The 21180-nt window shown below is 61.9% G+C and carries 13 protein-coding genes; 4 read left to right on the forward strand and 9 right to left on the reverse strand.

Annotated features, from left to right (window positions below; genetic code table 11):
- Positions 1–6: 6 nt before the first annotated feature.
- From glmS to BFP92_RS28360, 3 genes are all read left to right on the forward strand, one after another.
- Positions 7–1839, forward strand: a complete 1833-nt coding sequence (gene glmS, locus BFP92_RS28350) for a glutamine--fructose-6-phosphate transaminase (isomerizing) (RefSeq protein ID WP_056860937.1) — start codon at positions 7–9, stop codon at positions 1837–1839.
- 192 nt (positions 1840–2031) lie between these two features.
- Positions 2032–2613 carry a LemA family protein gene (locus BFP92_RS28355; protein WP_065932023.1) on the forward strand — a complete coding sequence of 194 codons (582 nt, stop codon included), beginning with the start codon at positions 2032–2034 and terminating at the stop codon, positions 2611–2613.
- Entirely contained in the window at positions 2610–3776 is a 1167-nt protein-coding gene (locus BFP92_RS28360) for a hypothetical protein (protein WP_065932024.1), read from the forward strand. Before BFP92_RS28355 ends, BFP92_RS28360 begins: the two co-directional genes overlap by 4 nt.
- A gap of 153 nt (positions 3777–3929) precedes the next feature.
- Here the strand turns inward: BFP92_RS28360 and pbpC are convergent, their stop codons facing one another.
- The 9 genes from pbpC to BFP92_RS28405 all read right to left on the reverse strand — a co-directional run bounded on the left by pbpC (position 3930) and on the right by BFP92_RS28405 (position 18769).
- Complete coding sequence (pbpC, locus tag BFP92_RS28365) at positions 3930–6239, reverse strand: penicillin-binding protein 1C (protein WP_065932025.1); 2310 nt, start codon at positions 6237–6239, stop codon at positions 3930–3932.
- Positions 6220–12036: an alpha-2-macroglobulin gene (locus tag BFP92_RS28370; protein ID WP_065932026.1), complete on the reverse strand. Its 5817-nt coding sequence runs from the start codon at positions 12034–12036 to the stop codon at positions 6220–6222. The genes pbpC and BFP92_RS28370 overlap by 20 nt, the downstream gene beginning before the upstream one ends.
- Positions 12037–12315: 279 nt before the next feature.
- The gene (locus BFP92_RS28375; protein ID WP_065932027.1) at positions 12316–12516 is read right to left on the reverse strand and encodes a DUF3077 domain-containing protein; all 201 of its coding nucleotides are present in this window, start codon (positions 12514–12516) and stop codon (positions 12316–12318) included.
- Between the two features lie 565 nt (positions 12517–13081).
- Complete coding sequence (locus tag BFP92_RS28380; protein WP_017135107.1) at positions 13082–14014, reverse strand: phosphatidate cytidylyltransferase; 933 nt, start codon at positions 14012–14014, stop codon at positions 13082–13084.
- A 1-nt stretch (position 14015) separates the two neighbouring features.
- A complete protein-coding gene (locus BFP92_RS28385; protein WP_065932028.1) occupies positions 14016–14636 on the reverse strand; it encodes a lysophospholipid acyltransferase family protein in 621 nt (206 codons plus the stop codon).
- 9 nt (positions 14637–14645) lie between these two features.
- Positions 14646–15089, reverse strand: a complete 444-nt coding sequence (locus BFP92_RS28390) for a hypothetical protein (RefSeq protein ID WP_065932029.1) — start codon at positions 15087–15089, stop codon at positions 14646–14648.
- Positions 15079–16377 carry a phosphatase PAP2/dual specificity phosphatase family protein gene (locus BFP92_RS28395; protein ID WP_065932030.1) on the reverse strand — a complete coding sequence of 433 codons (1299 nt, stop codon included), beginning with the start codon at positions 16375–16377 and terminating at the stop codon, positions 15079–15081. Before BFP92_RS28395 ends, BFP92_RS28390 begins: the two co-directional genes overlap by 11 nt.
- Positions 16378–16379: 2 nt before the next feature.
- Positions 16380–18134 (reverse strand): bifunctional alpha/beta hydrolase/class I SAM-dependent methyltransferase, encoded by a 1755-nt coding sequence (locus BFP92_RS28400; RefSeq protein WP_065932031.1) that lies wholly within the window; start codon positions 18132–18134, stop codon positions 16380–16382.
- An 11-nt stretch (positions 18135–18145) separates the two neighbouring features.
- Complete coding sequence (locus BFP92_RS28405; RefSeq protein WP_065932032.1) at positions 18146–18769, reverse strand: CDP-alcohol phosphatidyltransferase family protein; 624 nt, start codon at positions 18767–18769, stop codon at positions 18146–18148.
- Between the two features lie 480 nt (positions 18770–19249).
- On the opposite strand from BFP92_RS28405, the gene BFP92_RS28410 reads away from it, so the two are divergent.
- Complete coding sequence (locus BFP92_RS28410; protein ID WP_065932033.1) at positions 19250–21175, forward strand: protease modulator HflK; 1926 nt, start codon at positions 19250–19252, stop codon at positions 21173–21175.
- The last annotated feature ends 5 nt before the right edge of the window (positions 21176–21180 follow it).

Below are 21180 nucleotides of genomic sequence, written 5' to 3' on the forward strand. Positions count from 1 at the left end.
TACACCATGTGTGGAATTGTAGGCGCAGTCGCTGAACGCAACGTCACCGCCATCCTGCTTGAAGGCCTCAAACGTCTGGAATACCGCGGCTATGACAGCGCCGGTGTAGCCGTATTTACCAACGCCGGTAAGCTCGAGCGCATGCGCCGCCCAGGCAAAGTCAGCGAGCTGGAACAAGCTTTGCTCGGCGAGCCGCTGGTGGGCCGTCTGGGCATCGCCCACACCCGTTGGGCTACCCACGGTGCACCGTGCGAACGTAACGCTCACCCGCATTTTTCCGGCGACCTTGCCGTGGTGCACAACGGCATCATCGAAAACCACGAAGTGCTGCGCGAACAGCTCAAGGGCCTGGGCTATGAGTTCACCTCGGACACCGACACCGAAGTCATCGCCCACCTGCTCAACCACAAGCTCAAGGACCTCGGCGACCTGACCGTCGCGCTCAAGGCTACGGTCAAGGAACTGCACGGCGCCTACGGCCTGGCCGTGGTCTGCGCCAGCCAACCCGACCGCGTGGTGGCTGCGCGCAGTGGCAGCCCGTTGGTGATTGGCCTGGGCCTGGGCGAAAACTTCCTCGCCTCCGACCAACTGGCCCTGCGCCAGGTCACCGACCGCTTCATGTACCTGGAAGAAGGCGATATCGCCGACATTCGCCGTGAAAGCGTGCAGATCTGGGACGTCAACGGCGTGCCGGTCGAGCGCGAAGCCGTGCAATACCGCGACGGCGCCGAAGCTGCCGACAAGGGCGAATTCCGCCACTTCATGCTCAAGGAAATCCACGAGCAACCATCCGTGGTGCAGCGCACCCTGGAAGGCCGCCTGAGCCAGAACCAAGTGCTGGTCAACGCCTTCGGCCCACAAGCCGCCGAGCTGTTCGCCAAAGTGCGCAATGTGCAGATCGTCGCCTGTGGCACCAGCTACCACGCCGGTATGGTTGCCCGTTACTGGCTCGAAGAACTGGCCGGCATCCCGTGCCAGGTCGAAGTTGCCAGCGAGTTCCGCTACCGCAAGGTGGTGGTGCAGCCCGACACCCTGTTCGTGACCATCTCCCAGTCCGGCGAAACGGCCGACACCCTGGCCGCGCTGCGTAATGCCAAAGAACTCGGCTTCCTTGGCAGCCTGGCGATCTGCAACGTCAGCATCAGCTCGCTGGTGCGCGAGTCCGACCTGACCCTGCTGACCCAGGCCGGTCGCGAAATCGGCGTGGCGTCCACCAAAGCCTTTACCACCCAACTCGTTGGCCTGTTGCTGCTGACCCTGTCCCTGGGCCAGGTGCGCGGCAGCCTCGCCGAAGGCGTCGAAGCCACCCTGGTCGAAGAACTGCGCCGCCTGCCGACCCGCCTGGGCGAAGCCCTGGCCATGGACAGCATCGTGGAAAAAGTCGCCGAACTGTTCGCCGACAAAAACCACACCCTGTTCCTCGGCCGTGGCGCGCAATACCCGGTGGCGATGGAAGGCTCGCTCAAGCTCAAGGAAATCTCGTACATCCATGCCGAAGCCTACCCGGCCGGCGAGCTCAAACACGGCCCATTGGCCCTGGTGGATGACGACATGCCAGTGGTCACCGTCGCGCCGAACAACGAACTGCTGGAAAAGCTCAAGTCCAACCTGCAGGAAGTACGCGCGCGTGGTGGTCAGCTAATCGTGTTTGCCGATGAAAAAGCCGGCATGACCAACGCCGAAGGCACCCACGTCATCAACATGCCGCACATCCACGACACCCTGTCGCCGATCCTCTACACCATCCCGTTGCAGCTGCTGTCGTATTACGTTGCCGTGCTCAAAGGCACCGACGTTGACCAGCCGCGTAACCTGGCGAAGTCGGTGACGGTGGAGTAATACGATTCGATTGGTGGTCACCTAAAAAACCCTCGGATATCGAGGGTTTTTTATGCGCCTTGAACAGGGGGAAGCCCCATGAATAACCGATCATCGGCGTTTGTGGTTTTTGTGCACCAATACCGTATGCCGCTCTCAAGTTCCCCCTAGAATGCCTCCCTGTGGATAACTCAGCCAGGGAACGCCTTCACCATGAACATAGAACTGCTTATCGCCGGTATCGTCGTGCTGATCATTGTCGTCGGCCTGGTCGGCTGGATGGTTGGTGTCTACAACGGCCTGGTGATGCGGCGCAACGATGTGGATAAAGCCTTCGCCAACATCGACGTGCTGCTCAAGCAACGGGCCGATCAGATCCCCGACCTGATGCGCGTGGTGCAGACTGCCATGAACCATGAGAGCGCGCTGTTCACGCGTCTGAGCGATGCGCGCACTCAATACCTGAACGCCAGCAGCCTCAACGCCAAGGTCGATGCGTCCAACCAACTCAACGCGGCGCTCAAGTCGGTGATTGCGGTGGCGGAGAGTTATCCGGCGCTGATTTCGGGGCCGAACATGGTCGAGTTGCAACAGGCTATCTCGGCCGTGGAGGAGCGCATTGCTGACCGGCGTGAGTTCTTCAATGAGTCGGTGAACCTCTACAACATCGCCATTGCGGTGTTCCCCGACCTGTTTTTTGCGCGGATGCTCAGCTATCAGCGCATTCCGCTGTTGGCCATCAGCGCCGAAGAAACCCGCTACGAAGGCGTGAAGCTTGAGGTGCCGGGGGCATGAAAACCACCCAGGCAGGTGTTGTGGTGAAAAAGCCCAAGTGGAAAACCGCGCTGGCGCTGGTGTTCCTCGCCGGCTTTATCGCCTTGATGGTTTACGCGCCAAACATCCTGATCGCGCTGTTTTTCCCCGTGGGCATTCTGGTCGGTTTGCTGGTCAGCTTTGGCCCCAGTTTCTACAAAACCGAGCAGCGCCTGGCCACCAGTCAGATTCGTTCGTTGGCCATGGGCCTGGTGGAAGTGCGCGGCAAGGTGCTTGCCGACCAGACCATGCTGTCGCCGGTCTACGGCAAGCCGTGCGTGGGTTACGTGTTGATTGTCGAAGAGGGGACCAAAGACAAGGATGGCGATTGGAGTTGGAGCCGGGTGTTGGGTGAGGCGCGCTGTCATGACTTCCGGCTGCAGGATGCAAGCGGTGAGGTCCGCGTGATTGCCGAAGGGATTGACCTGTTTGGCAATAAATCGCCAGACGAGTACGAACTGCTGGGCAGTTCCCGCCGCCAGGGTGAAATCCTGTTGGTCCAGGACCTGGACGTGATGCTGATTGGCGACGCCGGTGAGCGAGAAGGCCAAACCGTTATTTCACAGGGCAAACACCCGAAGGCGGTGTTTGGCGTGGCATTGACCGAGGATGTGGAAAACCGCCGAGTGCTGGCGCCTTTATGGCGCGCCGGTGGTTTTTATGGCGCCGTGATTGCGCTGCTCGGGGTTGGCGTCATGGCCATGACCCCTGCGCATTTCGCTCAACTGCAATTGCCCGGCCCCGATACTTATCCACAGATGGCCGAACGGGGTCCGTTCTATCAGTTGCTCGCCTGGCTGTACCGCGAGGGCGGCTTTCAGATTCCGTTCATGGCCGCGTTTGGTTTCTTTCTGGCCCTTATCGTCGTCATGATGGCCACGCGGCTGGTCCTGCCCAAAGGTATTCGCCTGGCCGTGGGGCGCGTATTGGGAGCATGGATGGGCTTGGGCATGGTGATTGGCGGCGTTGTGACCCTGCTGCTGTTCGTTGCCCATGTGGATACGATGAAGCTGTTTCTGGTGTGGATGCTGATCCTGCTGGGCACCCTGGTGTTCTCGATCTTCGAGCAGAGAAAGCTCGGCGCGGCGTACAACCATTACGCTAAGCGCGTGGGCAAAGCCAGTTTCGGTGACGAAGACGCCTGATCAGGGCGATTGAAGAAGCAAGAACACAATCCTCAAAGCAGCAAAGATCCCTGTGGGAGCGGGCTTGCCCGCGAAGACGTCAGCCCAGTCATCAGTGATGTTGGCTGACCCACCGCTATCGCGGGCAAGCCCGCTCCCACAGGGGATCTGTGATCAGGGCACAAACTCCACTTTCAGCCCGCGGCTCGCACTGCGCCCCTGATCATCGCTGACCCGCAACCGATACTCGCCCGACTTGCCTGGCCGCCAATTCAACGTGGTTTGCGGCGGGCCCTGGCCGATCAGCGTCTGGTCGGCAAACCAGTACAGCGTGGTCGCATCACTGGCCGCGTTGGCATTGAGCGGGATACTTTCCTGCGGCTGGGACAGGCGCAGTTGGTAGCTCACCTGGGTCAGCGGCGAGCGAATCTGCGGCGCTTCGCTTTGGTCGCTGATGCGGTTGGGCTGGCAATTTTTCATCACGTTGGGCGGCGTGCGCCGGGGCAGGCCGGCGGCGCGGTACAGGCGCTGCACGTCGCTGGGCCAGAATTCGAAGACTTCTTCGCGGGTGTATTGCGGGTCAAACGGCGGGCACGCGGCCTTGCCGGTGCGCGTATCGATCAGCACCGGGCGGTGCAGATTGGACACGCGAATTGGCGACACGCCGGGGATGTACCAGGTCTTGCGGGTTTGCGGGCACCAGCGGTTGGGCAATTCGCCGGAGGCCGCACACACGTCGATGCGCACCAGCCCGGCGGGCGCCTTGTCGGGCTTGATCACCACGTTGGGCAAGGCCAGGGGCAGGGCGTCGGCGATACGGAAGAACAGCGGCGCAGCGGTTTTGGCACCGATAAACGTCGGGTTCGGCCGCCCATCAAAGTTGCCCACCCACACCACCAACACATACGGCCCCACCAGGCCTGCGCTCCAGGCATCGTGAAAGCCCCATGACGTGCCGGTTTTCCACGCGGTGCGCCAGTGGCGGCCGGGCAGGCCATCCGGGCGCGGGTTGCGGCGCAGCATGTCGCGCACCATAAACGCCGCTTGGGGCGTGAGCAGTTGCGCACCGGTGGTTTGCGGCTGTTCCTGCAAATAACGCAAAGGCCGCAGATGCCCGTCACCCGCCAGCATCACATACAGGTGCGCCAGTTCCTCCGGCGTCATCTCGCCGCCGCCCAAAGCCAGGGCCAGGCCGTAGTGACTTTCCCCACGCAAACCTTTGATACCGGCGCGTTGCAGCAAGCCATACAGTGAGGGCGACTGCACCTGGCTGGCGAGCCACACCGCCGGAATATTGCGACTACGGATCAACGCATCCCGTGCCGTCAGTGGCCCGACAAAACTGCCGTCGAAATTTTCCGGCTGGAAGTAGCCGAAGTTACTGGGCAAATCCTTGAGGATGCTCATGGGGTGGATAACCCCCTGATCCAGCGCCAGTCCATACAAAAACGGCTTGAGCGTCGACCCCGGCGAGCGCCGCGACAACACGCCGTTGACCTGGCCGTGGATGCTTGTGGATAAGTAATCCGCCGAACCCACCAGCGCCTTGACGCTCTGGTCGCGGCTGTCCACAAGGATGGCCGTGGCGTTTTCCACACCGGTACTGCGCCGCTCGGCAATAAAACCGGTGATCAGGCGTTCGAGCAGTTGCTGCAAAGGCAGGTTGAGGGTGGTGTTGAGTTCGTTGCCGGGCTGGGATGCCAGCAGCTGTTCGCTCAAGTGCGGTGCCAGAAACGGAATCTGCTGGCGGTTGCGCGCCTCCAGGGGCAAGTCGAGCAAACTGTCGTTACGAGCGTCCTGTGGATAAGTTTCGCGCCAGTCGGCCATCAAGCGCAGCCGCGCATGTTGCAGCGACGGCCCGAAGCGTGCGCGCCGCCCCGGTTGCTGTGGGATCACCGCCAGCGCCAGCGCTTCGGACAACGACAACTGCGCCGCCGACTTGCCAAAGTAAATCCGGCTGGCCGCTTCGGCGCCTTCGATATTGCCGCCCATGGGCGCCAGGTTCAGGTAAGCCTCAAGGATATCGTGTTTGCTGTAACGCGCTTCCAGCCATAGCGCCAGGGCCATCTGCTGCAATTTGCCCGGCACTTGGCGGGTGTTGAGGTCCCACAGCCGCCGCGCGAGTTGCATGCTCAAGGTTGAGCCGCCCTGGCGCTGGCCGCCGCTGTAGGTGGCCATGGCCGCGCGCATCAACGCCGGGGGGTTGATGCCCGGGTGCCAGTAGAAATTGCGGTCTTCCTTGAGCAGCAAGGCCTCGACCAGTGACGGCGACATGCGCGCAAGCGGCAGCCACAGGCGATATTGCCCATCCTCTGCCAGGGTCATGCGCAGCAACGCGCCGTCATCGGCCAACACCACGCGGGACGAGGTGACGGCCTGTTCCAGCGGGGCATGGGGCCACCATCGCAGCCCCACCAGCGTGCCTGTAAAGAGTACCGCCGCTGCAAGCAGCGGCGTCAGGCGTTTAAGGCTTGGTAATTTCAAGCTGGCCTACTTTGCCGCGCCCTTGCAGGGTGGTTTCGTACATGCCTTCGGCGTAGGCCGGTGGCGTATTGAACGTCCCTGCATTGGTGGCGCGCACGCGGTACACGAAAGTGCCTACATCACGCAGCGCGGTGCCGTACAACACCACCCGGTCATCGCGCACGTCCACGTAGTCCGGCTGCCAGTTGCTCAGCTCGGTCTCGCCGATCGGCGCTTGCCAGGTGTCGGCTTCATCACCGTCGGCGGTTTCCACGTACTCGGAATCGTCGCCCTCACTTTCACTTTCCTCGCTGCTGGCGGCGGCTTCCGGCTCCGGCGGCAAGTTATACACAGGCTCGACGCCACCGGGCAGTAAGTCGACCACGGCCACCTGCTGCACTTGGTCGCGGTCGGTAGCACGCAGGCGCAGGCGCACCAGGAACTCGTCGCCCACCGCGACTTTGCTCACCGGCTCGCCTTTGAGGTCGAGGTATTCGTGGATGATTTCCAGGCCATTGTTGATCGGCTTGAGCTTGGCACCCTTGTCGAAACCGGCTTCGCTGAGCATGTAGAAAGCAGCCGGGCCGTCGGTTTTTTCCATCACCAGTTTCTGGGTTTTACCCGGCACGGCGGCGCGCGGTGGCTGGCCGGCCATCTCCAGCAGTTGCTGTTGCTTGTCGCCCAGCCAGGCGGTGGCCTTGAGGGTCATGTCGCTTTGGGCGCGCTGGCCATAATTGTCCAGGGCGCGCAGCAGCAGGGCGGCCGACAGCGAGTTGTAACGCTGTTCGTTCAGGCGCTTGCCGAGTTTATCCAGCAGCGCCGTCGGTACATCGTCAAGCAACTCGGGGAAGTGGCGTGCCAGCAGGTGCAAGTGCTCGGCGTCGTGTACCAGCGGGTCGTAATACAGGCCATCGCTCTCCCACTTATCCACCAGCGAACGCCACGGGATTTTGCGGAAAAGGGTATCGGCCTGACGATCCTGCTTGAGCAGCTTGTAACTGGCCGCCAGGTAAGCGGCGCCCAAGTCGTTCTGCCAGGTGTCTTTGAAGTAGCTCTCGTAACGCTCGCGGATGTCGCTCAAGGCGCCGCTCACCAGAATCCCCTGACGGCTCAAGAGGTAACTGGCGTAGGCACGGTTGCGCAATTCCGACAGACCTTCGCTCGGGCCATTGGCCAGGTCCGTCAGGTAGGTGTTGGAGCGCGCCAGCAGGTCTTCCGGCACCGGCAGCCCGCGTTCCTTGGCTTCGATCAGGAAGTCGGTGGCATACAGGCTGGCATACGGCGCCACATCCGGGTTGGCCGCCCACAAACCAAAGCCACCGGCCGAGTTCTGGCGCTGGCGCAGCATGCGCACCGCGCCGCTGAAGGCTTGTTCGGCTTCTGGCGCCGTACCGCCCCAGATCAACGCCGGCATGGCCTTGGACACCAATTGCTCGGTGCAGGCGTAACCATAGTCATCCAGGTAATGCTTGAGGCCGTTGGCCCAAACCAGCGGCGACGCGGCCACGCCCAGTTGCACATCGCGCAATTGGCTGAACAGCTCACGCGTCGGTTTCAGCTCTTTGCTCGCGCTGTCGAAACGGCCCAGGCTCAAGGCCACGCGATGCTCGCTCAGTGGGCGGATCGAGGTGGTTTCTGCGACCTGGATACGTTTGCCGTTCGGCAGTACCGCGACAAACCGCAGATCCGCCGAGCCGAGGGTTTCGCCGACCTTGATCTTGAACTCGGCGGTGCCTTCCTTGCGCGGTTGCAGCGACAGGGTGCTGCCTTTATCGCCCTGCACGTTGAGGCCGTCGCTGGTCTGCACCTCAAATTTCACGTCCGCTGCTGCGTCGAGGTTACTGAACACCCCGGCGCTCACATTGAACACATCCCCCGGCGCCACAAAGGCCGGCACGTTCGGCGTGATCACAATCGGCCCGCGCACTTCGGTATTGGCCTCGCTGACACCCACGCTGTCACTGTCCACTGCCACCGCAAACAGGTGCAGCTTGCCGTTGAAGCTGTCCGGCACCTGGTAATGCAGCACGGTTTCACCGGCGGGCAGGTCGACCAGCCCGGACCACCAGGCCACGGGCGGCTGGTGTTTACGCTTGAACGGGTTGAGGTGGTTGGCCAGCGCGCCTTCGGTGTCACCACCCGGCGCTGCCCCACTGAGCAGGCGGCTGAATTCCGGCAGGATCAGGTCAAGAATCTGACTGGTGCCAACCTCCAGTGCGCGTTTCTGGAAGAAGAAGCCCAACGGGTCGGGCGTCTGGTAACGCGCCACTTGCAGGATGCCTTCGTCCACCGCGTAAACCACTGCGCGGCCTGGGCGGTCGGCAGTGACCTTGATATCCAGGGTCTGCCCCGGCTCGATCTTCTCCGGGCCTTCAACCTTGAGCGCCATGCGCCGCGCATCCAGGTTGATGCTGAACGGCACGACGCCGTAGGACAGCGGGCTCATATAAACCTCTGGCGAACCCATGTCGCGCACAAACTGCACGTTGACGTAGGCATTGCCCTCAAGGCCTGCAGGCACGCGGATATGTTGCACGCTGTTGGTGCTGTCGGCCTTGAACCACTGTTGGGTGTAAACCTTGTCACGCTCAATGGTGATCAAGCCGGCACCGGTGTACGGCGCGCGGATGCTGATCGCAATCTCATCGCCGGTGGCATAGCTGCGTTTATCCAGGCGCAGTTGCAGTTCGGCGTTGCGCTCCAGCGAGCGCGAGGTGTTGCCGCGCCCGGCCACGCTGTAGTCGATCTGGTTGAGCAGACGGCCATTGGCGTCTTTGACTTGCAGGGTGAAATCACCCGGCGTGCCGGTGTTGAGGGTCTGCTTGGCGCCGTCCTTGGTCATCGTCAGCGGTGAAGCCGGCTGGCTGATGTTCTTGATGCGCGACTCGTATTTGTAGGTGCCGTTGGACTGTTTCACCAGTACCGACACGTAACGGTGTTCCACCACCTCACTGGTCAGGCCATCCACGGCCATCGGCGTGAGGTCCGGCGCGACGGCCAGCCATTGCACCTGGCGCGGGGCGTCCTTGGCGACGTACGACAGCGAATCCTGACTTTTCACACCGACCAGATAAGGCGCGGACGACACCAGCAGCGCACTTTGCGCCGCCACGTTGCGGCCACCTTCGGCCTCGAATACCTGGGTCATCACCTGCAGGCGATAGGTGCTGCTGGCGAAGCGTTGCAGGTTGAGGTCGAGCACGGCCTGGCCGTTGTCGTCGACGGTGGTTTCGGCCAGGTCTTCGGTGCTGGCTTCTTCCAGGGAATCGTTGAGGCGGAAGCGGTAATCGGGGTAACGGTCAAAGGCCGCGAGCGTTGGGCTCAGGGACATTTTCGCCGTGACGCGCCGGCCGGCTGCCGGAGCGCCGAACAGATGCATCGCGGTGACTTTGGCCACCACTTGGTCCGGCGGGATCCAGCCCAACACCGGTGTGTCGTGCAGGCTCAGGCTGACCTTCATGCGGTCCGGTTCGAAGTCGCGGACCTTGAAGCTGACACTGCCCAAGTCAGTGCGGGTGTTTTTCTGGCCGATCAGCTGCAAGGTCGCGGTGTAATCCCCGGCGGGGGCGACTTCACTGCTGGGGAAATCAAAGGTTTCAAAGCCGCTGGTGGACAGCTTCAGCGGCTGGCGAATCACTTCCAGACCGCGTGGGTCGGTGATTTGCAGCTCAACCGGCAGGCCTTGCAAGGCGCCTTTCCAGTCGCCGCTGCGCACGATCATGCCCAGGTGCGCGGTCTCGCCCGGGCGGTACAGGCCACGGTCGGTGAACATATACGCGCTGAGGCGATTAATCGCGCCGTCTTCTTCCAAACCGCCGACATCGAAGCGTGAAAAGTCCAACTGCTGGGACTGACGGGCAATCGGCAGGAACGACTGGTCATTGCCGCGTGTGACCACATACATCAGTGGCGTTTTCTCACGGCGCAGTTCGTCCAGCTTGGCGAAATGCGCGTGGCCTTCGGCATCGGTGCGGCCGCTGGCGACCGGCAGACCGTTGCGACCCATGATGTCCACTTGTGCATCAGCCACTGGCGAGCCGTTGCCAATGGATTGCACAAACACATCGTGGCTGCCGTCGCTGGAGCGCTTGGCGATGATGCCAAGGTCGGTGACCACGATAAAACGCAGGTCGCTGGTGCTGTTGCGTTCGTACTCGAACGTGCGCTCGGCCGGGTCATCCTGCGGGCTCAGCTTGAGCACGAAAATGCCGCGACGGCCGCCATTGGCGGTGAGGTAGTGGCTCAGGTCCACGTTGTCGTAGACGGTTTTCGCCGGGTCATTGGACGACAGCGCAATATCCAGCGACTGACGTTCAACCATGCGGTCGAAGTATTCATTGCCGAAATTCGGCCGGGCGAAGCTGCCGCTGCTCTGGTCGACCAAATGCTGCAACTGGTTGGGCAGCAGGCGGGCGATTTCCACATGGGCGCCGGGCACGCCCCGGGCCATGAAGCCCAGGCGTTTTTCGCCGTTGAGGCTCAGCAGCGCGCCGTCCGACAGGAACTGCAAGGTGCGCGGGTACGCCGGCATGCTGATCAGCGAGGCGGTAGGGTTTTTCGCCAGGTAACCGCCAATGGCTTCCAGGTTGGCGGGCACGCGCACATACAACGCGCGGCCGGCCGGGGCCTTGAATTTGAACGCGTGCAGGGTGTTCAGCGGCTCGACGCTGGGCACGTGGGTCAGGCTGACCTTGGTACTGCGCGCGAGCATCGCGTCATCGATATCGTTGCTGGTGTAAGGGCGGGTGTCGTCTTCGGCCTTGGCCGGCAGCAACCAGGCCTGGACCTTGCCGGCGATGGTGTCATCGGCCACGGCGCTGGAGCTGCTGAACATCAACACCGGTTCCGGTTCGCCGCGCTCGTTGTCGACAAAGCTGACTTCGGCACCGGTAAACGTCAGGCGATAACGGCCGGGCACGGTGACTTCCGCCACCAGTGGCGCGTTGCTGGCATTGCCGCCGTCACGGGCCTTGATGCCTTCATCGAGCTTGGCGCTGACCGGCGTGCTTTCCAGTGGCGTGGCCAGGGCGGCGGAGCGCACGTAAGCATTGAGCTTGAGCTCGTCGAAGGTGATTTCCGGGCGGTTGGGCAGTTGGGCGTCGCGGTAGGCCAGGCCTTTGCCGAGGGTCACCGAGACACGCTTGCGCAGGTTGTCTTCATCCACCGGGTGGGAAAAGTGGAAGGTCGCCACCAGCTGTTTCAGCGTCGGGTTGGACGGGTCCTGGTACAGCTCGTTTTGCGCCAGGGTGGCGCGGAACGGTTGGGTCGAGAACTGGCTGCTGTATTGGCTCAGCAGCACGCCGTCGGCCAGCAGCTTTTTCTTGGCCAGATCGAGCGTGTAATGGGCATCCACAGGCCAGTCTTTTTCCGGCACGAACACTAACGTGCGGTCGTCGGACCAACGCCAGGCACCGGCTACAGCGGGTTTAAGGGTAATGCCTTCTGTGACCGGCTTGCCAATGGCCGCCAACGGAGCCACGGACTCGGCAAAACGCACCTGCAAGTTATCCACAACCGCAGGCTGCTGGGTGTAATCGGTCAGGTTCGGCTTATGCAGCGAATAGCCCACGGTGTGGGGCTGCGGCAAATTCGAATACCAGTGCCAGCCGTAAAAACCAGCAGCGGCCAGCAGCACCAGGCCCAAGACCCCGGCCCCCGTCTGGCGCGGATAGGCGCGGGCTTTACTGCCCAGGTTCCCCACGCCACGGCCCGTGGCTCGCAGCCAGGCTGGCGGCTGCCATTGGCCAAAGATGGCACTCACCACAGTCAGTAAAGCGCCGATAATCCGGCGGCTGATCGCTTTCAACGAATCGAACATGGTGAGCATCCCTGGCAAAGTGCGGCCTATCTTACACGCGTCTTTGATACAAAAGATGACGTGAAGTGGTCAGCGTGCTCAGGCGTGTTGCACAAAGGTGAGGCGTGCCGCAAAACCGATCGAAAGGTTGGCCGTGAAGCAAGGTTTCGGATTGAGCGGGGGCCTCCCAATACACCACAAAACCCTGTGGGAGCTGGCTTGCCTGCGATGGCGGTGGCACACCAAAAAGTGATGCTGGCTGACACTCCGCTATCGCGAGCAAGCCCGCTCATTACATTTTCATGAGTTGCTCATGCATTCCAGTGAGCGGTCCACCATCACTTTGGCCATTTCCATCAGATAACCGGCTGCCTTGGGCGACTCATCCAATGCTTCAGCGCAACGGAGCAGTTCTGAGGCATAAGCGAGGGCATCCTCAAGACTGAGTTCGGGATGGGTAATAAAAAAAGAATGGGGTGCTTTGGGTTTCACTTTGGTCATTGCAATAACTCCAATAAACCAATGTACATTCGAGCTGCTAAACCCGGTCACTGAATTGACAGTGACCAACGCAGACTAGCCATCGAAAAGGCAGCGCACAAGCGGTTGGGATTCTCTCGGAAATGTCCTGCGAAAGAAAGGGACGCAGGAGGTAGGAACGGTGGTTTCAGACTTTGCTGAGCCCTCGAAAGCACTGCAAAACCACTGTGGGAGCTGGCTTGCCTGCGATGGTCATAGGTATCTACACAACTTTTAAAGGCCGCCACTTTCTCCTGTGGCGAGCAGGCTTGCCCTGCGCTGGGCTGCGAAGCAGCCCCAAAACCAGACGCTGAATTCTTTCAGGAAGATTGCAGTGCCTGTACTGGGGCTGCTTCGCAGCCCAGCGCAGGGCAAGCCTGCTCGCCACAACAGCTCACTTGCAACAGACTTCGTGTTAACCGGTTGTGTAGATACCTATGCTGCGATGGCGGTGGCACACCCAAAAGTGATGCTGGCTGAGACTGCGCTATCGCAGGCAAGCCAGCTCCCACAATTGATCTGTGTTGGGCTTGAGAGAGTGCGTGTCTCAAGTCCACCAGTAGCGCACAAGGTGGAAGAAAATCGGCGCGGCAAAGCACACCGAATCCAGGCGGTCCAACATCCCGCCGTGGCCTTCGATCATGTGCCCCCAATCCTTCACGCCTCGGTCGCGCTTGATCGCCGACATCACGATGCCGCCGGCGAAGCCCAGCAGGTTGATCAGCAGCGCGATCAGGAATGACTGCCACGGGTTGAACGGCGTGGTCCACCACAGCGCCGCGCCGATCAGGGACGACAGCAGAATCCCGCCGACAAAGCCTTCTACGGTTTTGGACGGCGACAAATTGGGCGCGATCTTGTGTTTGCCGAACAGCTTGCCGCATACGTACTGCAGCACGTCCGACAGTTGCACCACGATCACCAGGTAAGCGATCAGCAACAGGTTGCGGCCTTCGTAGCCGGGAATGTCGAGCGTGAGCAAGGCGGGCACGAACGACACGCAGAACACCGCAATCATCAGGCCCCATTGCACCTTCGACGCACGCTCCAGAAAGTGCGTGCTGTCGCCACCCAGTGAGGCGAGGATCGGCAGCAGCAGGAACACGTACACCGGGATAAAGATCGAGAACAGCCCGTACCAGTCCGCATAAATCAGCAGGTATTGCAGCGGCAGCGCCAGGTAAAACGCCGCCACCAGCGCCGGGTAGTCGCTGCGCCGTGTCGGCGTAAGGGTAAGAAATTCGCGCAGGGCGTAGAACGACACTGCATAGAACAGCAGGATCACCGCGCCGGTGCCGAGCCAGAAGGCGATACCGATCACCACCACCATTACCCACCAGGCATTGATGCGGGCGTTGAGGTTGTCGACCACCGCATTGGGTGTGCCACGGGTGCGCAGTTTGAGGATCAGGCCGATCAGCGAGGCGAGCACCAGGATCGCGCCGATCCCGCCGAACAACATCAGGGTTTGGCTATCCATGTCAGACATGCTCCGGAGCGAGGGCAAGCAGGGCGTCGCGGGTGCGGGCAAGGAAGGCGGTTTTGTCTTCGCCTTCTTCCAATTGCAGCGGCGCGCCGAAGCTGGTGGTACACAGCAACGGCAGCGGCAGTACGCGGCCCTTGGGCATGACCCGGTTGAGGTTGGCGATCCACACCGGAATCAATTCGGCCTGTGGGTAACTTTTGGCCAGGTGATACAGGCCACTTTTGAACGGCAGCAAACCGTCCTCCAGGTTGCGCGTACCTTCGGGAAAGATGATCAAGGAATCGCCGCCTTCCAACGCGGCCAGCATCGGCTGCAAGGGGTTATCCACAGGGTCTTTGCGCTCACGGTCGATCAACACGCCGTTGAACACGCGGTTGATGATGTAGCGGCGCAGTGCGCTTTGGTTCCAGTAATCACTGCCGGCCACCGGGCGCGTGAATTTGCGCAGGTTTTGCGGCAACGACGCCCATAGCAAGACGAAATCACCGTGGCTGCTGTGGTTGGCGAAGTAGATGCGCTGCACCGGCACCGGCGCGCACCCCAGCCACAGGCTACGGGCACCGGTAACGGTGCGGGCCATCGAGGTAATCAGGGTGGCGACCACGGGTTCGAACATGGGGATTCCTTATCCGGCGAAAGGTAGCCAAGGGCTGGCGAGGATCACGGCCAGGGTCAGCAGCGCTTGCGCGGCCAGCAACCAGGCTTGTTTGCGCAGCAGTTTGAGCGCGCCGCGACGGCGTTCGGTCCAGAGCCGGCCCGCGCGTTTGGGCGATTGCAGGCCGATGCTCTGCAAGGCTTGGTCGAGATCGGCTGTGCGCTCGGTGTCGCGGGCCAGCAGGGCGAACAGGTCGGCGTCGAAGGCCACGCGCAAGGCCCAGTACTTTTGCAGCAGGCCGAGAATAATCATCCACAGGCTGAGCAGCAGGCACAGGGTCGAAACGCTGGCCAACAGCAATTGAGCAAGGCCGAACAACACACCAGCCACGGTCAGGCCTGTGGATAACTGATCCAGCGAACGGCCACGTCGCAGCAGGCTGGCAACGACCTGGAGTTCCATATCAGCGGGCATGGGGCAAACCCTCCAACGCTTTACGGTGAGCAGGATGCAGAACCACTTCGGTCCGTGCTGTACGAATAATAGCCAGTGCCTCGTCGACCGTGGCAACTCGCCCGCTGTGCAGCAGCCACGCGGCGACGGCGGTGGCGCTGCGCGAGTAGCCAAGGGCGCAGCACACCAGCAGCGGGCCGCTTGAACGCAGGCGTTCAATGGCCTCGGCAGCTTGCAGGCATTGCTCAGGCGTTGGCGCGATCAGGTCGAGTACGGGCACGCATTCATAAGCGCGGCCCTGTGGATTAATCGGCAATTCGGCGCACAGATCGACGATGGCCGTGAAGGAACCTTGCTCGCCGGTGGCAGGGATTCGACCAAGCCAGACGTTATCCACAATCTGGTCGGGCTGTGGATGTTTACGTGTCCAGAGCCGGGAATTTATCCACGCGGCCGCCAAGTAGGGTGCATACAGCCAGCGCGCCGCTGGCGTGAGCCGACCGTCTTTGCGCTTCTGGAAGCCCGCCGCGCCGAGCACAAAGTAGTTAGCCTTGATCAAACCCAAGGAAACCGCTGGCCAAAGCAGCCACAACCACCCGCCACGCAGCACCCAGGCCAGGATCACCAGCACTAAAGCGCCAAGGCCGTAGCGCATGCCCAGTCGCCATCGTTTTGTGTCCCGCGTCAGCCGTGCATTCAACAGCGGGCTCGGATGTTCCACCGGCCACAGCCACACACACAACCAACCCGCCAGCGCGCCTGTGGGTAAGTCGATAAAGTGATGTTGATAAGTGGTCAACACCGAAATACCGATCAACACAAACCAGCCATGCACCAGCCAACGCCAGAACCCTTGGGTGTGACGCTGGTACATGACCCACAAAATCACCAGCAGCGCGATATGCAGCGATGGTGCCTGGTTGAAGGGTTTATCAAAGCCGGCCAGCACCGCAAACAGCCAGCCGAATACACCATCCAGCTCCGGCCGTTCAAAGGTGAAACGCAGCGGCCAGATCAAAAAGCAGCTCACGGCAATGACTTGCGCACTGAGCAGGCGCAACGCGTGTTGTTTGAGCTCATGGCGAGTAGTGGGCAGTAGCAGCGAAAACCCGTAGAGCAGGTCGATGGACCAATAGGGCACGATGGTCCAGGCCCAGAACGGCATATGGGTTTCCCAGCCGAACACCAGCGTGCCGACGTCGCTGCGCTGGCTGGTGACCCAGGTGGCAAAGCCGTAGGTGCTGAAAAACAGCGGCGCCAACAACAGCAGCCACAGGACGGCGGGTTTCAATAAACCGGGTTCGCGCATGCTCAGATCTTCTGCGCCAGGGACACGGTGAAAATGCCCCACTCATCCACACGTTGGGTGATTTTGCGAAAGCCCGCCGCCTCGACCAATTGATCCATTTCGGCCTGGCTGCGACGGCGCATTACCCAGGCCTGGCCCTGGCGATGGCTGGTCAACGCGCGGGCGATCAGTTCCAGTTGCGGGTGCCACGGCTGGCCGGTGTAGACCAGATACCCGCCGGGCTCCACGGCTTCGGCAAGACCTGCCAGCGACCCGCCGACCATGCCGTTATCGGCAAACAGCTCATACAGCCCGGACACCACCGCCAAGGTTGGCTTGGGCTCAAGCGCCGCCAGGTCCGCACGATCAAACGCATCGCCTTTGACGAACTGCGCGATGTCCCCCAGGCCTTTCTCGCGAATCAGCGCTCCGCCGTCACGCACGTTGATGTCGCTGTAGTCGCGCAGCAGGATTGATTCCGGCAGCGGCGAAACGCCCTGCAAGGCTTCGAGAATGTAGCGCCCGTGGCCGGCGGCGATATCGACAATGCGCACTTCGCGATCATCGGCACGCAACCTGGCCATGGCCAGCCGTAGCAGTTCCTCGACGTTCAACTTGCGCTGGCGAATGCCGCGCCAGCCGATGGAGTTGAGGTAATTGGTGTCGATCATTCGCCCCAGCCCGCCCTTGCCGGTGGGCGTGTTGCGGTACACGTAGTCCAGGGTGCTGCCGGAGTCGAAGCCGGTGTCGAAACCCAGTTTCACCCCGTCCGACAGGTTCTTGCCCAGGCCCATGCTGGCGCGGGTCATGCGCCAGTACAGGTCGCGCAGGGAGTTACGCGGCAGCGGCGCGGCGAGGGCTTCGGACTCGGCGCAGGTGGCGCCCATTTTGTCGGCATCCAGCAGGGCGGCGCGGTCCAGCGGGTGTTGGAAGTTCTGCAGGATAAAGCGCCGGGCGCTGCTCACGGCCACGGCACGGTCGCGCTCGCCAAGGGTGTCGTGGAAAAAGCCGGGCAAAATGTGCAGCTCTTTTTTCAGGCTGCCCAGGCGGTCGAAAAATTGCTGCTGGGGTTTGCGGTGCACCACAAAGTCGGAGCCGGAGATGAGCAATTGCGTCGGCACCTGGATCGCCTGGGCATCGGCGACCACCCGGTCGGCGGCTTCGTACAAACCCAGCAGCACATTCACCGAAATCGCCTTGGTGATCAGCGGGTCGCTGTCATAGGACGCGACGCGCTCCGGGTCATGGCTGAGGAACTTGGCCTTGACGTAGCTGTTGACGAAAAAGTTGCCGCGAAACTTGCGCATCAACGCCAGCCCAGGCCGGGCGAAGGGCACGTACAGCTTGACCTTGAATGCCGGGGAAGCGAGCACCAGTGCGCGGATTTTTGGCGCGTAGTCGTGTACCCAAGTGGCCGCGATCACCGCGCCGACGCTCTGGGCGATGACGGCGAAGTTTTGTTCTTCTATGCCGTAAGTGGCGCCGATGTGTTCGCAGAAGGTCTGCACGTCGCGGGCGCTGGTGGCGAAGCTTGGGCTGTCACCGCGCGCGCCCGGCGATTGGCCGTGGCCACGGGCGTCCCAGGCGAAGAAATCGAATTGCGGCAGGTCGAGCTCGTCGACCAGGTGGGCAATACGGCCCGAATGCTCATGGCCGCGATGGAACAGCAGGATCGCCTTGCGCGGCGCGTCGCCCTCAGGCGCAGTGGCCGGCCAGTGCCGATAAAAAAGCTCGACGCCATCATGGGTACCGAAGGTGTGCTCTTGCTGTTCGCGCATCGCAAAAATCCTTATGCAATCGGTGAGGTTTCTTGTTGTTCTTTGAGGCCCTGACGCACCCGGTTGACCAAGGTGTAGGCGAGCAGGGCAGCGACCAGCCACATCACCGCGTCGACCCCGCCGGCGCCGAGCCAGCCCAGCGCCACGCCAGTGGCGAGCACGCCGAGTACGAACGCCCGATCACTTTTGCCCATCGGCCCGTCATAGCGGCGTGAGGCCCCCACCATCGGCCCCAGCACACCGGCGTATTCGCTGAACACGGCAAGCAACGCCACCAGCAGCACCGGCGCCAGGCTCACGCCGGGAATCAGCGCAAAGGGCAGGATCAACGCGCTGTCGGCGATCACGTCGCACAGTTCATTAAGGTACGCACCCAGGCGTGATTGCTGGCCGAATTCGCGTGCGAGCATGCCGTCGATGGCATTGAGGGCCATGCGCAGGATCATCCACAGCGGGATCAGTGCAAACAGCCAGAGGTGTTGGGCAAAGCTGGCGATCAACAGGCCGACCAGCAAGGAAACGACGCCGGCCAGCACGGTGATCTGGTTGGCGGTGGTGCCGTTGTCGTAAAGGCGCTGCACAAGAGGGCGCAGCAGGTTCTGAAAACGCGGTTTGAGCTGGTAGATCGAAATCATGACGCTTCCTTGTCCATGGGCCCGCGAAAAACTGTTTGGAGTGTGCCGATTAATCCGTGCCTGCACCAGTGATGGCTCGTGTTTCTGGGGGTTTAATCACTATTCAGGGCGCACCACAGAATAAATGTGGGGGCTGGCTTGCCTGCGATGGGCATAGGTATCTACACAGCCGGTTGACACGAAATCTGTGGCAGGTGAGCCGTTGTGGCGAGCAGGCTTGCCCTGCGTTGGGCTGCGAAGCGGCCCCAGTAAAGGCACTGCAATTTTCCTGTTAGAACTCAGCGTCTGGGTTTGGGTCTGCTTCGCAGCCCAACGCAGGGCGAGCCTGCTCGCCACAGGAAAAATTGGCTGCCCTCAAAAACTGGCAGACCGCTATCGCGGGCAAGCCCGCTCCCACAAGGGATTTACGCTGTTTTCGGACAAAAATTTCACGCTGCGTGTTATATCGTAACCAATTGTATGTAAGCGGACGTTAAGTGGATGCAAGTGGATCTGGAAGCTGACGGCGCTTCGGTTGAAGGCCTTCCGCGTTTTCAACAAGGGCTGTTTCATGCCCGCCGGTTGCGCCAGGCGGGCATCAGCCTGACGGCCCTGGCCGTGGCCGGTTGGGTGCTGGCGCTGTTTGTCGCGCTGTTCGCGCCGCTGTCGATCTGGCCGGTGGTGCTGATCAACTGCGCGTCGGCCTTGCTGGTGCTGGTGGCCGGGTTGCAATCGGCGTGGTGGGTGGCGGATTGGCGCGCCCAGGCGCTGGAAACGCCCTCGGCTGAACTGATCGAAGCGTCCGGCGAAGAGGTTGGCGCGTTCGCACGGGCGCTCAATCGGTTTGGCAGCGGCGTGCTGTCACAGGTTGGCGCGCCGGTGCTGTGGCTGTGCGGCTGGTCGTTGCTGGCGCTGATCAGCATCATCGAATTCTGGAACCTGGCCTTGCCCGCCGCCGCGCTGGGGCAATCGGCGAGCATCGGCGCGGCGCTGGCCCTGGCGTTGGCCTTTGGCTTGTTGGTGTTCGAGCGACGCTTGGCCCAGGAAACCGCTGCGCAATGGCCGGAAGCGTCACAGCTGGCGCAGTTGAGCCGCGTGGCGATTGTCAGCCTGGTGCTCAGTGCGATCTGCCTGCTGTTTGCCGGTGCCGAATCCGTGTGGCCGCTGCGCCTGGCCGTGTTGACGGGGCTGTTGCCCGCGCTGGTGGCGCTGGAGTTTCTGCTACGAGGCGTGCTGTCACTGTTCAGCCCGCGCCAGCCGCGCCTCGAGCCGCGCTTGATGGCGCAAAGTTTTATCGCGGGCCTGCTGCGTTGGCCACCCCAACCCTTGCTGGCGTTGCAGCACGAATTGCACAACCGGTTCGGCATCGACTTGCGCCAGATCTGGGCGTTTACCTACATGCGCCGGGCATTTTTGCCGGTGCTGTTGGTGGTGCTGGCGGTAGGTTGGGCGCTGACCGGCGTGCACGAAGTGCCCCTGCAAGGCCGTGGGATTTATGAGCGCTTCGGCAAACCCGTGCAGGTGTTCGGGCCGGGCTTGCATGCCGGGTTGCCTTGGCCATTGGGTCGCGTGCTGAGCGTGGAAAACGGCGTGGTGCATGAACTGGCCACCAGCGTCAGCGAGGCGGCCGCACCGGAGTTGGCCTCGGCGGAAGGCCCGGCGCCGCTAATCGCCAACCGCTTGTGGGACGCCAGCCATGTGAATGACAAGTCCCAAGTGATCGCCAGCAGCAGCGGCGACAAGCAGAGCTTCCAGATCGTCAATATGGATGTGCGTTTCGTCTACCGCATCGGCCTGACGGACAAGGCTGCGCTGGCCGCCACCTATAACAGCGCGGATGTACCGACGCTGATTCGCAGCACCGCCAGCCGCATCCTTGTGCATGATTTTGCGTCGCGCACCCTCGACGAATTGCTCGGTGAGCAACGCACCAGCCTCGCCGACGAAGTAGGCCGCGCGGTGCAGGCGGACCTGCAAAAACTCGACAGCGGCGTGGAGATTTTGGCCACGGTAGTCGAAGCGATTCACCCACCGGCCGGTGCTGCCAATGCTTATCACGGTGTGCAGGCGGCACAAATTGGCGCCCAGGCGCTGATCTCCCGCGAACGCGGGGCTGCCAGCGAGCAAACCAACCAGGCGTTGCTGCAAGCCAGCACCGCCCGCGACCAGGCGCTGGCCACTGCCCGTGAAGTAAACGCGGGCGCCCAAGCGGCCGACCTGCGTTTTACCGCCGAACAAAAAGCCTACGCCACGGCGGGTCGTGCCTTTGTGCTGGAACAGTACCTGGGCCAACTCAGCCAAGGCCTGGCCCACGCCAAGCTGCTTATTCTGGATCACCGCCTGGGCGCCGATGGCGCGCCGACGATCGATCTGCGTTCTTTTACTTTGCCGGCCGACCCGATGGCGCCGCGTAAAGCCGTTCAATAAGGAGT

The organism is Pseudomonas sp. 58 R 3 (assembly GCF_900006605.1).
GTDB lineage: Bacteria > Pseudomonadota > Gammaproteobacteria > Pseudomonadales > Pseudomonadaceae > Aquipseudomonas > Aquipseudomonas salomonii.

Coding starts and splice junctions, on each gene's coding strand:
- BFP92_RS28370 (WP_065932026.1), bottom strand. CDS start 12,036: ATGTTCGATTCGTTGAAAGCGATCAGCCGCCGGATTATCGGCGCTTTA.
- BFP92_RS28380 (WP_017135107.1), bottom strand. CDS start 14,014: ATGGATAGCCAAACCCTGATGTTGTTCGGCGGGATCGGCGCGATCCTG.
- BFP92_RS28390 (WP_065932029.1), bottom strand. CDS start 15,089: ATGCCCGCTGATATGGAACTCCAGGTCGTTGCCAGCCTGCTGCGACGT.
- BFP92_RS28375 (WP_065932027.1), bottom strand. CDS start 12,516: ATGACCAAAGTGAAACCCAAAGCACCCCATTCTTTTTTTATTACCCAT.
- BFP92_RS28355 (WP_065932023.1), top strand. CDS start 2,032: ATGAACATAGAACTGCTTATCGCCGGTATCGTCGTGCTGATCATTGTC.
- BFP92_RS28360 (WP_065932024.1), top strand. CDS start 2,610: ATGAAAACCACCCAGGCAGGTGTTGTGGTGAAAAAGCCCAAGTGGAAA.
- glmS (WP_056860937.1), top strand. CDS start 7: ATGTGTGGAATTGTAGGCGCAGTCGCTGAACGCAACGTCACCGCCATC.
- BFP92_RS28400 (WP_065932031.1), bottom strand. CDS start 18,134: ATGCGCGAACAGCAAGAGCACACCTTCGGTACCCATGATGGCGTCGAG.
- BFP92_RS28395 (WP_065932030.1), bottom strand. CDS start 16,377: ATGCGCGAACCCGGTTTATTGAAACCCGCCGTCCTGTGGCTGCTGTTG.
- BFP92_RS28405 (WP_065932032.1), bottom strand. CDS start 18,769: ATGATTTCGATCTACCAGCTCAAACCGCGTTTTCAGAACCTGCTGCGC.
- BFP92_RS28410 (WP_065932033.1), top strand. CDS start 19,250: ATGCAAGTGGATCTGGAAGCTGACGGCGCTTCGGTTGAAGGCCTTCCG.
- BFP92_RS28385 (WP_065932028.1), bottom strand. CDS start 14,636: ATGTTCGAACCCGTGGTCGCCACCCTGATTACCTCGATGGCCCGCACC.